Here is a 12,388-nt window from a genome sequence, read left to right on the forward strand (position 1 = left end):
TCAGACACCCTATCACACTCATCAACAGCTCCTTCCACTTAGTGCCCTAAACTATCCAGCCTAACTGGACCACCTCACTCGCCCACCGTATGCGTTTTACGCACCTGCCCACGCCGGCAGTCGCGCTCACGCGTTGGCAAGAGACGCTCGACACATTACAGGCGAATGCGTTTTATGATCCCAGTGAGTTAGTGGCGGCACTCGAGCAAGTCCGAGAACCGATTGCTACTTTCTTGGTAGCGGAGGACTTGCTCGCTTTACCGGAGCACGCCTTCTTTGTAGAGCAAATGGCGGCGCTCGATGCCGCGTTTAGAGACTTCACGGTAGACTATCCTGCGCAATCAGGCCCACGCCGTGACTTTCGCTGGTGGTGCGATCGAGTCCCGAAGCGGTGGGTGAATGAGCACGGAGAATATAGCTGACCGATGAGGTGGTCGGGTAAATCAGGCCAGAATAGGGTCTACTCTAAGGTGGTCCCGTCGGGCTGGACAGTTTAGGCAAGTTTGTTGGGAAACGTAAGCAGGATTTGGGCGCTCGACGGGTGCGGTAGGAGCCTGCTCCGCTTTTTGAGCAGTTAAAGAAACAAGTTATGATAAATCTTACTTATCGGTACTAAGTTTGTGACACAACAACTACTGGAGGGTGCTGGTCTAAGTTAGGGTGAAGTCGTACAAGCTGGTATGAAAACGACTCATCATGTCTGCGGTCGGTACGCCAGCCAGTAGATTCGCAAAAGCGGCAGTGGTGGGGGCCGGGCCAAGTAGCAGTGCACTGTTTGCGGCAATCAAGGCTATGTTCAGCCGGCGCGGGCCGCGCGCTACGCCCAAGTCGAGAAGCTGCTGGTGGAACGCGTCTCCCAACGGGCCATTGTGTGCCTGACGGGTGTCTCGCGCATGACCGTGGCCAAGCTGGCAAAAAAAGCGTAGACTATCCCGCATCTACTGCCCTAGCCCAGCCGACCCTGGATGCTGCGTTGGCGCGGTGGTTTGCGCGCGTTAACGCCTCGCTCACCCACCTGGCGGCGCACCAGCCAGCCCAGGCCAGTCGGGTGCGTTTCTGGCAGCAGTGGCTGCAGACCACGGCCCGCTACCAGCAGCAGGAGAAATCTGCCGCCCGCGGCCGGAAAGAAGTGGTGCAGAATTCGCGCGACGCGCTGCTGGCCGACAACCTGCTGTTCCTGACCCGGCAGCCGGAGCACCCGAAAATCATCGTGTGGGCCACCTCCTACCACGTGGCCAATCGCCTCGCGCAACTCGAATTGGAGGATACCCTAACGGCCGCGTACGTGCGCCGCCTGCAGGTCTAGCAGCACCTACCAGAAGACGAGGACGAGCCCCTGTCGGCGCGCCCGCTACTGGGTGGGGCCGTGCCGATGGGACAGCTGGTGAAGCAGCAGCTGGGGGACCAGGTGTACGCCGTGGGCTTCGTGGCCTACGAGGGCACTTACGGCCGAACCGGCGACACGACCTCGCTGCACACGGTGCTGACGCCGCCGCTCGGCAGTGTGGAGGCTGCCTTCCAGCAGCAGGGCTGCGCTGTGGGTTTCGTGAACCTGCGCAACACCCCCGCTGGCCACGCCCCCTTTTACGCCTCCCCACTGAGCTACTTGCCCCTCCGCGCGCGCTGGGAGCAGGTGTTCGACGGGCTGTTCTTCACCCGCACGATGCGCCCGACCACCCGCCTGGCGGCCGGGGCCGGGGGACTTGCACCCGTGACGGGACACCAAGTGCGGGGCCGGGTGCGCGACGCCACAACCGGGGCCGCCGTGTCTTTCGCCAGTGTGGGCATCCGGGGCACAGCCCTGGAGACGGTGACGAATTTGGCGGGCGAATTTGCCTTATTCGTGCCCGTCGCGCACGCCCGCGACACGGTGCAGATCTCCTGCCTCGGCTACGGCGCGGCGCGGCGGGCGTTGGCCGCGCAGCCGGTGGGCCAGCGCCTGGAAGTTGAACTGGCGCCGCAAGACCAGCTACTGGGCGAGGTCCTCGTGCGGGCGCCGCTAAGTGCCGAGGCCATCCTGCGCAATGCCTGCGAGCGCATCCCGGCCAACTATGCGCAGCAGGCGCACAGCATGCAGCTCTACTCGCGGGCCCAGTACCGGCGCAGCGACTCGGTGCGGGTGTAGCAGGAAGCGGCCCTGGACTTCTACGGCCAGAAAGGCTACCGCCGCGGCAGCTGGGAGCACGCCGGCAAGCAGCGCTTCTTGCAGATGCGGCAGCAGCGTAAGGCCGGCGACCCGACGATGGCCGAGTATCAAGAGCACCCCGATTTCTGGCTGCTGTGGAGCGCCGACCCCATCTTGACCACGCGTAACTCCCTGGAGACCGGGGCGATGCCCCAGTACACGCTCACGCTGAAGGGGCAGACGCAGTACAAGAACCACGCAGTGTACGAAGTCGGCTTCGTGTGCAACCGGCCTAATGCCTTCTCCGGCCGCTGACACGTACGAGGGCACGGTCTACGTGGACACGGAAAACTTTGCGGTCGTCCAATACGAGGCGTTCACCACGCGCCGCCCCCAGGAGCTGACCAAGCCCCGGGATCTCAGGCGCCTGGGCTTCGCGCAGCCCCTCACGCGCTACCGGCAGCACCACGACCTGTATCAGTACGAACCAGTACAGGGCACCTGCTTCCTTAAATACGCCCGGCGGGAGTCTGCCACAGACTTCGTGCGGCGCGATACGCAGCAGCGGCAACGGTGGCAGGACCTACACGAACTGCTGACCACCGACGTGGAACTTGCCACCCCGCACGTGCTGCACACGACGTTGTTTGAGGTCGACGCCCAGGTGCCCTACCGCGCCGATTTTTGGAACACGTACCAGGTGTTGCTCCCCACCGAGGCCAAACACTAAAGCCCCGCGTAGCGGGCTTTCTGAAGGGTTGCTTTTTTAGTTAGTAGCGAGCCCCTAATTAACCGCGCAACGATCCCTTCCCGCGCAGCGTCGAGAGCAGCCCATGGGCTTCCGACCCTTACTTGTTTCCTGCTGTCGAGTTTGTATCATTACTTGAACGCACCTCTTGAAACGCTACAAGCTAAAGAAAAGGGCTAGTCCCGAGCGTCAGGCTTTCTGAAAGCCATAGGGGGAGGGGTATAGTAAGCTTGCCTTGGTCGGAAAAGAGGTTGAATTTGGTAACTTGGCCGCATGCGAAAACCTGAGAGCCTCCCCGAATTCTACCAGCACCACTTCAAGGAGTTGCCCGTTTCCAGGCCCGTAGAAAGAGGGCAGGTGAATGTGTTCCGGCTGGAGGACGTGCTGGCCCCCAGCGCCGAGCCGGTGCCCTACAGCCGGCGAGATTTTTATAAGATCACGCTCATCCGGGGCCGCAACTTGTACCACTACGCCGACAAGAGCCTGGCCATAACGGGGCCGACACTGTTGTTTTTCAACCCCCAGGTGCCCTACACCTGGCAACCCCTATCGGACGAGACGACCGGCTTTTTCTGCATTTTCCGCGAAGAATTCTTCCAGGGCTGGGGCAACCCGACGCTCACCGAGCTGCCGCTGTTTCAGCCCGGCAGCACCCCCGCGTACCCGCTCACGCCCGCGCAGGACGAAGAGGTGAGTGCGCTCTACGGCAAGATGCTGACGGAACTCCACTCTGATTACCCCCTCAAATACGCGCTGCTACGCAATTACGCGTCGGAGCTGATTCACTATGCGCTGAAGCTACGGCCTACTGACGCCCGGTACCAGCATCCCGATGCCAAGTCCCGCCTGGCAGCCGTGTTTCTGGAACTGCTCGAGCGCCAGTTTCCCATTGAGTCGCCTCGTCATCGCTTTGCCCTGCGCTCAGCCAGCGACTTTGCCCGCCACCTGGCCGTGCACGTCAACCACCTGAACCGCTGCGTACGCGACACCACCGGTAAAACCACCACCGCGCACATCGCCGAGCGCCTGGCCGGCGAAGCCCAAGCCCTGCTGCGCCACACCGACTGGAACATTGCCGAAATCGGCTACAGCCTGGGCTTCGACGAACCGGCCAACTTCACCTACTTCTTCAAGAAGCAAACAGGCGTGGCTCCTTCTGCTGTGCGCTGGGTTTGAATTGCATAAGTATCGGCTTGATTTCCATAAGTGCTAGTCTAGGGGGGATCCGACCTTTGTGGTCGTTACACACGCAACCCCCATACCCCTTCACACGCATGGAACATCACGTAAAAGCTCAACAAGTATGGTTTATTACCGGCGCCTCCAAAGGCTTTGGCTTAGAGCTGGTGAAGCAACTGCTCCAGCATGGCCATCAGGTGGCCGCTACTTCCCGTGACGTAGCCCAACTACGGGCCGTGGTAGGCACAGACGCGGCTAGCTTCCTGCCGCTGGCCGTCGACCTGACCACGGAAGCCAGCGTGCGCCACGCCATTGCGGCGGCAGTGCAACAGTTCGGTCGCCTGGATGTGGTAGTCAACAATGCTGGCTATGGCCAACTGGGCAGCCTGGAGGAAGTATCCGACGCCGAGGCGCGCGAAAACTTCGACGTCAATGTGTTCGGCACGCTCAACGTCATCCGCCAGGCCATGCCCTATTTGCGGCAGCAGCAACGCGGCCACCTCATCAACTTCTCCTCCATTGCCGGTATTCAGGGCGGCTTCCCCGGCTGGGGCGTATACTGCGCCACGAAGTTCGCCGTCGAGGGCTTGTCCGAAGCACTGGCCGCGGAGGTCGCTCCGTTCGGGGTGAAGGTGACGGTGGTAGCGCCGGGCTACTTCCGCACCAACTTCCTGCAGGCTGGCTCTTTGAAACTGGCTGCCGACCAACTAGCAGATTACCAGCTCGTGCGCGATAATGAGGCCTACCACGACCAAGTGCGGCAAGCCAACTCCCAACTTGGGGACCCGGCCAAAGGGGCCGCCGCCCTGATTCAGCTGGCGGCCGCGCCTAACCCGCCGCTGCACCTGCTGCTCGGCGCAGACGCGTATGACATGGCCGAGGCCAAAATCCAGCACCTGCAGGACGAGATGGCCCACTGGAAGGACCGGTCGCTGGCCACCGCCGCCGAGTCGGCCGACGCGTAACCCTTCCCAGCAACGCCCCCTGGACTGGCCCGGTACTGTGGGGCCAGTCCAGGGGGGCTTCTCGTCTGAGCGGGCCAGTGAGCAGTGGAGGAAATCGGGCGTGTATCATTACCTGAACGTCGGTTGGTAAAAGAGTACCCGTTTGGCCTTGGTTCAACGGCTGATCCGGCTCTTCGCTCAACCCGACGCGCGCGTTGCCGAACGACAATCAAGCGTGCTCAGTTGATGGGTTGCATCTTAGTCGGACGAACTCCCACCGGGCCGAGGTGCGTGTCGTGAAAGCCGGTGGCATACTTGAGGCCGTAGCCCAACAGCCGGTCGAAGGCGCTATGCAGGAGCAGCACGGTGCCCGCAAGCAGCAACAGGGAGGAGCCCAGCCACCAGCCGCTGACTCCCACTACCACCGCCAGGGCTTTGTGGTGGGCCAAGTTGTAGCACACGGCACCGATGCGCGGCCCAGCCAGGTAGCCCAACATGCTCACATCGGGGAGTAGAAAGGTAGCGGGCAGCACCCACCAGGCGTAGGGCAGGTGGGCAAAGACCAGTACAGCCAGCAGCAGTTCGGCCAGTTCTTCGAGCTTGAGTAATTTTTTCACGGGGCAGTGGAGCAGTAGAGGAGAAAAAGAATACTCAAAGGTCCGCCTTCCTACCCCCCGCCGACGATAACAAACGCTAAGAAAAACGGCCGCGCCCGTTAGTGCCCGCGCGCCACTCGCGCCCGAATCCGACTCATGGAAACCGCGGTGATGCCCAGGTAGTTGGCCACCAGGTGCTGGGGGATGCGCTCCAGGATCTTCGTCTTGCCACTGGCCAGCAGCGCTCGGTAGCGCTCCTCGGGGGAGAGCAGCAGGTGCTCGACCAGGCGCGCATCCGTACCCAGCAGATGATACTCGGCCAGCAGACGCCCGAAGCGCTCATAGACGGGGCGCTCGTCGTAGAGCTGGCGCAAGACGGCATAGTCGAAGACGACGAGTTCGGTGTCGACCAGGGCCTGAATGCTGAGCTGACTCGGTTGCCCGGTCAGGCAGCCGGCATAGTCGCCGAGCAGGTGGTTTTCGAAGAAGAAGTAGGTGGTGCGCTCCTCCCCGTTGGGGCGGGGGTAGTAGAGGCGGCAGGTGCCGCGGAGCAGCAAGGCTAGCATGGGCTGGTGCTCGCCGGCCTGCAGGAAATGCTCGCCGCGGGCGAGGTGGTGTACGCGCAGCGCCTGGTCCAGCGGCTGCCAATCGGCATCGGTCAACTCGGGCACGAAGCGGAGCAGGTAAGCGCGGAGCGGATGCATAGGAGCAAGGGGGGTAACAGGCCGTTTCGTTAGCCCGTGAAGATACGAACACCCCATTAGGTCTCTTCTTTCACAAAAGTTACATACTAAGGACGCTGCTGCTTAGCTCGTTACCGTGCAAGCGTTCTTTTTTATGTATAAGGGAGGCGTATAACGGCGATATGAAGGTCGAACCATACGCTGTTGCCTAATGGCCTACTGTCTATAGGCTGTGGGTGGAAGAGTACTACACGTAAGCAGTTTCACCGATACTTCTAGCATAAACGCGCATTGATAATTGAACGCTCCATCGTTAGGAAAGGGCGAATACAGCACTAGGACGACTGGCGCGAACAAAGCCACCACTATAGAAAACACGATGGTTAGCTCACCAAATCCACCCCACCTAGTTTAGCACTAGTTGACTAACCGTGCCATATGATGTTGGGCAAACCCACATGCAGTTGTCATGCCTTTGCCGCCAATGCCAGTCGCGATATGAATGCGCGGATCGGGGGAAGCCTGAAAAATTTCGGCCGACTTGCTCTGGGCGTAGTAGCCGTTCCAGACGCGCTGAATGCGCCAATCGGGTAGGGTGATGATACGTTGGGCTTCGCTGAGCATCAGTTGATTGAGCGAATCAGTATTATTAAAATCCAGCCTACTACCATCCGCCACAGGTGCATACTCGTGCGTGTCGCCGATGATGATGGAGCCGTCCACGGCTTGTTTAAATAAGATATGAATGCCCCATTGGTGTAAGTCAGCGTCTATCTCCTCCGTTTGAAGCGCTGCGAACGATGGGCAGGAATGGAAAGCATGGTAGCGTCGAATGGATAACCCTGTGAGCACGGAGCCCGGCAGTTTCACCTGCGGCAGCGGGTAGGTAGCTAGCATTTGCAGCTTGCACAATTGCAGGTCGCTTTGGGCAAATAGCTCCGGAAACAGCCACTGAAAATCCCGACCGTTACAGACCAGCACCTGGGTTGCCTGGTAGCGCTGCCCACGCGCATCTACTACCTCCGCGGCGGCACTGCCCGCCGTTACGTCCTGCACGGGCGTGCCGGGGCGGTAGTCGAGTTGCCACCGGGCTACTAGGTAGGCCAACAGGCGGTGAATCATCTGGTCGGGCTCGGCAGTGACTTCCTGCTCGAACAGCAAGCCGCCTACACAGTAACTAGCCTGCACAGCAGGTAGGCGCTGTTGGCATTGCGCTGGCGTGAGCAACTGCGAAGGGTAGCCTATTTCTCGGTAGCGGGCGTGCTTTTCTTCCAGCACCTGCATTTCCAACGGGGTAGAGGCCAGGTAAAGCGCGCCCGAGGGTCGGATGGAAATGTCATACTCTGCCTGAATGGCTTTGTACGTGTCCTGGCTCACGCGGGCGTAGTCGAACCACTCCCCCTCGGCCATACCCGAAGGGATAATCTGGCCGAAGTTGCGCACCGTTGCGGCCATAGGACGGTTATCCTTTTCCAATAGCAATACCTTCAGACCGCGTTGCAGGGCAAAATAGGCGTGAAATGCGCCTAGTACCCCTGCGCCTACCACAATCAGATCATACGACTTTTCCATAGTGCTTGCGCTCATAAGAGAGTAGGCACAAACGTAAGATTAGTTAACTAATATGAAACATATAAACCGTTATGAGTTTGTTATATTTCATAACAGCAAATGGGGCACTAGATCAATCCGTGTGGCGCAGCAGGTACACTTTGAATAGCCGGGCCGGCTGGTCAGTGGTATTGCGAACGGAATGAGCCAGTAGGCCGTCGAAGTACAACGTGTCGCCGGGCGACACGGCTACTTCACCTTCTTTAAACCCGTACTGTACGGTGCCCTCCAGTACATATATAAGCTCTAGCGCATTAGTAGATAGCGGCTTGCGATACGTATTTGGATTGATGATGACTTCATTAACGCGCAAGCTATAGTTGGTTAAATCCTGAGAAAGCAGGTAGCGGTAGAGCAATCCTTTGGAATCGTCGCGGGTTTCGGGTCGTCCTTCCCCAGCCCGCACGAGCAGGTAGGGCGCAGCGGTTTCGCCGTTAATGTTTTTCACTAGGACCGATACATCAACTTCCAGCGAGTTAGCAATTTCGATGAGCACGGAAAGAGAAGGTACCGTCCGGAAGTTTTCGATTTTGGACAGCAGGCCGGCCGACAGATTGCTACGCTTGGCCAATTCGCGCAGACTCATCTTTTTCGCTTTGCGCAGTTCCAGAATCCGAACTCCAATCAAACTCAGTTTATCATGCTTCATGCGGACAAGTTCGGAATTCAAAATATAATATACGCTTGATATTACCAGAACCTCCTACCCCTATAGATCGGTATATTTGTTTCATATTTGTAAACAATACTGTTGTTCTATGAAAACTGTACAACTTGTCGTGCTGGATATGGCTGGTACCACCGTCCGCGACCAACACGAGGTAGAAGCCTGCTTTGCCCAAGCCGCCACGGCTACCGGATTGCAGGCCTCCGCCGAGCGTATCTTGGCCGTGCAGGGTCAGGCCAAGCGGTTTGTGTTCGAGCTACTGTGGTGGGAGCAACTAGGCGCACATGCCGATGCTGCCTTACACACGCAACGAGTAGACCACTCCTACCAGGTATTTCGGGAGCTGCTGGAGGCGCACTACCGCACCGCCGAGGTAGTGCCAACCGAAGGCTGTTTAGAATTGCTGGCGTTTCTGCGTCAACAAGGTATCCGCATTGCCCTCACCACTGGCTTCTATCGCGAGGTGACGAACCTCATCCTGCGCCGCCTGCGCTGGGACAGTGGTCTTGATGCCCATTACCAGGGCAACGGCCAATCTATCATCGACTTATCAATTGCCAGCGACGAGGTAGCCGAAGGCCGTCCCGCCCCACTGATGATTCAACAAGCAATGCACACGTTCGGCATCACGGACCCGCAGCACGTGTACAACGTTGGCGACACCCCTTCGGACTTGGAATCGGGCCGGCGCGCTGGGTGCGCCGGGAGCTTCGGCCTCACGAATGGGACGCATACCCACGCCCAGTTAGCCGCTTGCCCGAATGACGGGTTGTTTGCGTCACTGGTGGCGTTTCAGCAGTATTTGGAGCAAGAGGTATTACCTAAACAAATTACAACTGTCCGGCGGGAGGATATTTCCTGATCAGATAGCGTGAATCGTTGCTCTCTACGCCATATACAGTTCCTAAAACGTGTACTCCCGCTGCTTACCCGCTGTTACCTGTACCGCTTCGTTAAAATTGTTGCCAGCGGGGCCACGTTGGAAAATGTACGTTCCGGGATTAAGATCATCGAATGTTAACTTATTAGTACCGGTCCCGCTTGTACCTTCATACAGTGCCGGGCCGGTTCTTAATAAGGTTTCCGTGTAAAGCGCGTAGCGGCCTGCGCCTGAAAAGGAAATGACAAGTCCGCCGGTGGTAGGTGCCGGATCATCATCCTTGCAGCCGCCGGCCAACAGAAGCACAAGGGCCGCAGGAAGAAGTTTCATTCGCCAATTAGTCTGATAACGTGGCATAATGGAGCTGATAGTGTAGTGAATGAAGTAACCAAAGTCTCATCCGTATAACTTGCTGTAAAGGTGGACCTAGATGGCCAAATATAGACTTCAATAGGTGAAAACAGCAGAAGGGGTAGGGATTAATTACTTGCCCTGTGCCTTTGACCCCGGTTTCTCGTTAGTCAGCCAGCGGTTTACGGTGTTGTGCTCACCTTCCAATACGATCTTATAGAACTCCGCTGGATACTGCTTGCGGCTGACACTCAACGACTGCCGAGCCAGTGGCACAGTGCCGAGCAAGGTGTAACGGTCTTGGCCGCCCGTTTGGAAGTCGTTAGTGGCAGTCAACCACACCTTCACCTTTTCCGTTTTCGGCCCCAATGCCTTCCACGTAATGCGCAGACTATCGCCCGCTATTTGCACTTGCGGCTGGGCCAGCGAAACGGGGCCGAGAAGCGGCACGCCGTCCAGCTCCCGTTGCGTGATTTGGGGTAGGGACAACTGCATAAACCGGCTGATGGTAGGCAGAATATCTACGATGGCGACGGGCTCCGGCTGCTGGGCATATGCGTTGACGTTCTTCGTGTTGAGTACCACCCAAGTGGCCCGCTCCCGCGCCGACTGCCCGCCGTGGTTGCGGCCGGTTTGGGGGTCGCGGCCGTGGTCGGTAGTGAGCACCAGTAGCCAGTCTTCCTTGTACTTTTTCTGGCGGGTCTGCACGGCGTCCCACAGGCGCCCTACCTGCGCATCGAGGTAGGCAATGGCTTGTTGCTGTTGCTCACTATCGCCGTGGCGGTGGCCCATATCATCCGTGTATTCTAAGTACACCCACGACAAATCGGGACCCTTGGCAGTCAAGGTTTTAATAGCTTCCCCCACTACCCGCTCGTCGATGGCGTGAATGTACTGGCTCTGCTTGTCGTGGGGGTAGGCGATGGTGTCCAGCTCGTAGCCGTCGGCGCGGTAGTCAACACGCAGGTTGCCGGTGGCTGGTAGGCCTTCGCCTACCAGCTTGGTGCGGTTGTCGAGCCAGGTAGAGAAGATGGCGGTTTTCTTGGTGGGCTGCTGGTCTTTCAGCAGACGAAAAATGGTTTTATACTGATAATTAGGCGCTTTAATGCTGTTGCCCCACACATTGTGCTTGTAGCCCCAGGTGCCCGTGAGCAGGTTGTTGTAGCCGGGCGCTGAAATGGTAGGCGTCTCGGTGTAGGTGCCTTGGTCGCCGCCCACGTGGGCGCGTAGGTAGGTGCCGGCGGCTATAACTTTGCGAATGTTCGGCACCGAGGCCTTTTCGATAACGTCGGCCGGAATGCCATCGGCAATGATGAACACTACTTTGGGGCTGCGCTGCTGGGCAGTTGCAACGTGTGTGAGCAGCACAGCACACACAAATAGAAGACTCGTTTTCATGGTATTAGCAAGCGGTGCTTACAACGTTACTTCCGAGAACCACTGCCCGTAACGCTTCCCACTGGTTTACCTGTGGCGGGGGTAGGGGCGTAGTTCAGGCCCAGTAGCTGGGCCAAGGTAGCCGCTACCTGGTTTTGGTAAAGCTGCCCGGTGCGGGCTTCGCCCGAGGCTGGTGTGTCGGGGCCGAGGGCAGCCATCCAGATCTGGTCGGCGCCGGGGATGTCGGCGCCGTGGCTGCGCCACTTTTCGGCGGCTGCGGCGCCGCGGCCGTGGTCGGTGGTGATAAGCAGGGTGGTTTTGCCTTTATACTGCGGGTCGCTTTGCAGGTAGTCCCACAATTGGCGCAGGAACTCATCGGTGTAATGGGCCGCGTGCAGGTAGGCACCGTACTCGCCGGCATGGGCAAACTCGTCGGTGTCGCCAAAACCAATGTAGAGCACCCGCGGCTTCTTACGCTTCAGGTAGGCCTGGGCGTACTGATCGGTAAAGGAGTCGAGCCGCTCGGTACCGGAAGGACTGGGCGTGGTGAGCAGCATCTCGTTCAGCAGCTGCTCCTGGGGCGAGAGGCCGGGGCCGGGCACAGGGTCCATGCCGGCATTCACGGGTAGGCCGCTGCGCTTGGCATTGAGGATGGCCGGGTACACGTCCCAGGACCCAAAGGCCGCTACCTGACCGCGAAAAGCCGCTTGCTGGTTCAGCCACTCCAGCACCGACACATTGGGGTTCGGCAGCGGGTCGTTGCTGTGGATGCGGGCGTTGTCGGCGGCGCCGGTCAGGATTTCGTTGTAGCCGGGGTAGGAAAACCACTGGTTGTTGGTCACATTCACCAGGCTGCCAGCGTCGCGGTTGCCGTGGAGCTGGCCCTGCTTGGCAACGGTTCCCCACAGAAAAGGCATCAGCGCTTGGCGGCGTTGCACGGCTGTACCTTGCCCAAACTCCTTGCGCAGAGCCGCCTGGTCGGCGTAATAGTGCTTGCTTTGGCGGAACAGGCTGGTATCAGCCCCACCGAAAACTTCCTGCCAGCGCATGCCGTCCAGGGTCACCAACACCACGTTTTCGGTGCGGTGCTTAGGTGTTTGGGCGTTGGCAGCGGTCAGGCTGAGGCTCAGTAGCAGCGGGAGAAAGAAGCGAGTGCGGTGCATGATAGGCAGGAGTGGGGTGTCGTGAAGAAAAAAAGCCCGCCATGCTGCACGAAGTCGATGCATG

The 12,388-nt window shown here is 59.0% G+C and carries 14 protein-coding genes and 1 pseudogene; 8 read left to right on the forward strand and 7 right to left on the reverse strand.

What is annotated here, in order from left to right; all coding sequences use genetic code 11:
* The first annotated feature begins 871 nt into the window (after nt 1–871).
* From KYK14_RS08775 to KYK14_RS08800, 7 genes and pseudogenes are all read left to right on the forward strand, one after another.
* On the forward strand, nt 872–1,306 hold the full coding sequence (locus KYK14_RS08775) for a TraB/GumN family protein (protein WP_219158524.1): 435 nt from the start codon (nt 872–874) through the stop codon (nt 1,304–1,306).
* Between the two features lie 66 nt (nt 1,307–1,372).
* Nucleotides 1,373–1,558, forward strand: a pseudogene (locus tag KYK14_RS22570) (erythromycin esterase family protein); the annotation flags it as partial.
* A 153-nt stretch (nt 1,559–1,711) separates the two neighbouring features.
* Nucleotides 1,712–2,125, forward strand: coding sequence for a carboxypeptidase-like regulatory domain-containing protein (locus tag KYK14_RS22130; RefSeq protein WP_343217077.1), 414 nt, complete (start codon nt 1,712–1,714; stop codon nt 2,123–2,125).
* An 84-nt stretch (nt 2,126–2,209) separates the two neighbouring features.
* Nucleotides 2,210–2,440, forward strand: a complete 231-nt coding sequence (locus KYK14_RS08785; RefSeq protein ID WP_219158526.1) for a hypothetical protein — start codon at nt 2,210–2,212, stop codon at nt 2,438–2,440.
* On the forward strand, nt 2,421–2,855 hold the full coding sequence (locus KYK14_RS08790) for a hypothetical protein (RefSeq protein WP_219158527.1): 435 nt from the start codon (nt 2,421–2,423) through the stop codon (nt 2,853–2,855). Before KYK14_RS08785 ends, KYK14_RS08790 begins: the two co-directional genes overlap by 20 nt.
* A gap of 291 nt (nt 2,856–3,146) precedes the next feature.
* Complete coding sequence (locus tag KYK14_RS08795) at nt 3,147–4,049, forward strand: helix-turn-helix domain-containing protein (RefSeq protein ID WP_219158528.1); 903 nt, start codon at nt 3,147–3,149, stop codon at nt 4,047–4,049.
* Nucleotides 4,050–4,147: 98 nt separating this feature from the next.
* Nucleotides 4,148–5,017 carry an oxidoreductase gene (locus KYK14_RS08800; RefSeq protein ID WP_219158529.1) on the forward strand — a complete coding sequence of 290 codons (870 nt, stop codon included), beginning with the start codon at nt 4,148–4,150 and terminating at the stop codon, nt 5,015–5,017.
* A 218-nt stretch (nt 5,018–5,235) separates the two neighbouring features.
* Here KYK14_RS08800 and KYK14_RS08805 read toward each other — a convergent pair whose 3' ends face one another.
* From KYK14_RS08805 to KYK14_RS08820, 4 genes are all read right to left on the reverse strand, one after another.
* On the reverse strand, nt 5,236–5,613 hold the full coding sequence (locus tag KYK14_RS08805) for a DUF4260 domain-containing protein (protein WP_219158530.1): 378 nt from the start codon (nt 5,611–5,613) through the stop codon (nt 5,236–5,238).
* Nucleotides 5,614–5,711: 98 nt separating this feature from the next.
* Entirely contained in the window at nt 5,712–6,296 is a 585-nt protein-coding gene (locus KYK14_RS08810; protein ID WP_246601752.1) for a Crp/Fnr family transcriptional regulator, read from the reverse strand.
* A gap of 396 nt (nt 6,297–6,692) precedes the next feature.
* On the reverse strand, nt 6,693–7,862 hold the full coding sequence (locus KYK14_RS08815; RefSeq protein WP_246601753.1) for a TIGR03364 family FAD-dependent oxidoreductase: 1,170 nt from the start codon (nt 7,860–7,862) through the stop codon (nt 6,693–6,695).
* Between the two features lie 97 nt (nt 7,863–7,959).
* Nucleotides 7,960–8,535 carry a helix-turn-helix domain-containing protein gene (locus tag KYK14_RS08820; RefSeq protein ID WP_219158532.1) on the reverse strand — a complete coding sequence of 192 codons (576 nt, stop codon included), beginning with the start codon at nt 8,533–8,535 and terminating at the stop codon, nt 7,960–7,962.
* A gap of 109 nt (nt 8,536–8,644) precedes the next feature.
* On the opposite strand from KYK14_RS08820, the gene KYK14_RS08825 reads away from it, so the two are divergent.
* Nucleotides 8,645–9,415 (forward strand): HAD family hydrolase, encoded by a 771-nt coding sequence (locus tag KYK14_RS08825; protein WP_219158533.1) that lies wholly within the window; start codon nt 8,645–8,647, stop codon nt 9,413–9,415.
* A 42-nt stretch (nt 9,416–9,457) separates the two neighbouring features.
* Here KYK14_RS08825 and KYK14_RS08830 read toward each other — a convergent pair whose 3' ends face one another.
* From KYK14_RS08830 to KYK14_RS08840, 3 genes are all read right to left on the reverse strand, one after another.
* On the reverse strand, nt 9,458–9,763 hold the full coding sequence (locus KYK14_RS08830; protein WP_208308575.1) for a hypothetical protein: 306 nt from the start codon (nt 9,761–9,763) through the stop codon (nt 9,458–9,460).
* 153 nt (nt 9,764–9,916) lie between these two features.
* Nucleotides 9,917–11,182 carry an alkaline phosphatase family protein gene (locus KYK14_RS08835; protein ID WP_219158534.1) on the reverse strand — a complete coding sequence of 422 codons (1,266 nt, stop codon included), beginning with the start codon at nt 11,180–11,182 and terminating at the stop codon, nt 9,917–9,919.
* A 26-nt stretch (nt 11,183–11,208) separates the two neighbouring features.
* Entirely contained in the window at nt 11,209–12,324 is a 1,116-nt protein-coding gene (locus KYK14_RS08840; protein ID WP_219158535.1) for a sulfatase-like hydrolase/transferase, read from the reverse strand.
* Nucleotides 12,325–12,388 lie beyond the last annotated feature (64 nt).

The sequence above is a fragment of the Hymenobacter profundi genome (assembly GCF_019334315.1).
GTDB classification, from domain to species: Bacteria; Bacteroidota; Bacteroidia; order Cytophagales; family Hymenobacteraceae; genus Hymenobacter; species Hymenobacter profundi.

Excerpts from the sequence above, each read along its gene's own strand:
- KYK14_RS08810 (WP_246601752.1), bottom strand. The coding sequence starts at position 6,296 with ATGCATCCGCTCCGCGCTTACCTGCTCCGCTTCGTGCCCGAGTTGACC.
- KYK14_RS08830 (WP_208308575.1), bottom strand. The coding sequence starts at position 9,763 with ATGAAACTTCTTCCTGCGGCCCTTGTGCTTCTGTTGGCCGGCGGCTGC.
- KYK14_RS08815 (WP_246601753.1), bottom strand. The coding sequence starts at position 7,862 with ATGAGCGCAAGCACTATGGAAAAGTCGTATGATCTGATTGTGGTAGGC.
- KYK14_RS08785 (WP_219158526.1), top strand. The coding sequence starts at position 2,210 with ATGCGGCAGCAGCGTAAGGCCGGCGACCCGACGATGGCCGAGTATCAA.
- KYK14_RS08820 (WP_219158532.1), bottom strand. The coding sequence starts at position 8,535 with ATGAAGCATGATAAACTGAGTTTGATTGGAGTTCGGATTCTGGAACTG.
- KYK14_RS08825 (WP_219158533.1), top strand. The coding sequence starts at position 8,645 with ATGAAAACTGTACAACTTGTCGTGCTGGATATGGCTGGTACCACCGTC.
- KYK14_RS08795 (WP_219158528.1), top strand. The coding sequence starts at position 3,147 with ATGCGAAAACCTGAGAGCCTCCCCGAATTCTACCAGCACCACTTCAAG.
- KYK14_RS08840 (WP_219158535.1), bottom strand. The coding sequence starts at position 12,324 with ATGCACCGCACTCGCTTCTTTCTCCCGCTGCTACTGAGCCTCAGCCTG.
- KYK14_RS08800 (WP_219158529.1), top strand. The coding sequence starts at position 4,148 with ATGGAACATCACGTAAAAGCTCAACAAGTATGGTTTATTACCGGCGCC.
- KYK14_RS08790 (WP_219158527.1), top strand. The coding sequence starts at position 2,421 with ATGCCTTCTCCGGCCGCTGACACGTACGAGGGCACGGTCTACGTGGAC.
- KYK14_RS08835 (WP_219158534.1), bottom strand. The coding sequence starts at position 11,182 with ATGAAAACGAGTCTTCTATTTGTGTGTGCTGTGCTGCTCACACACGTT.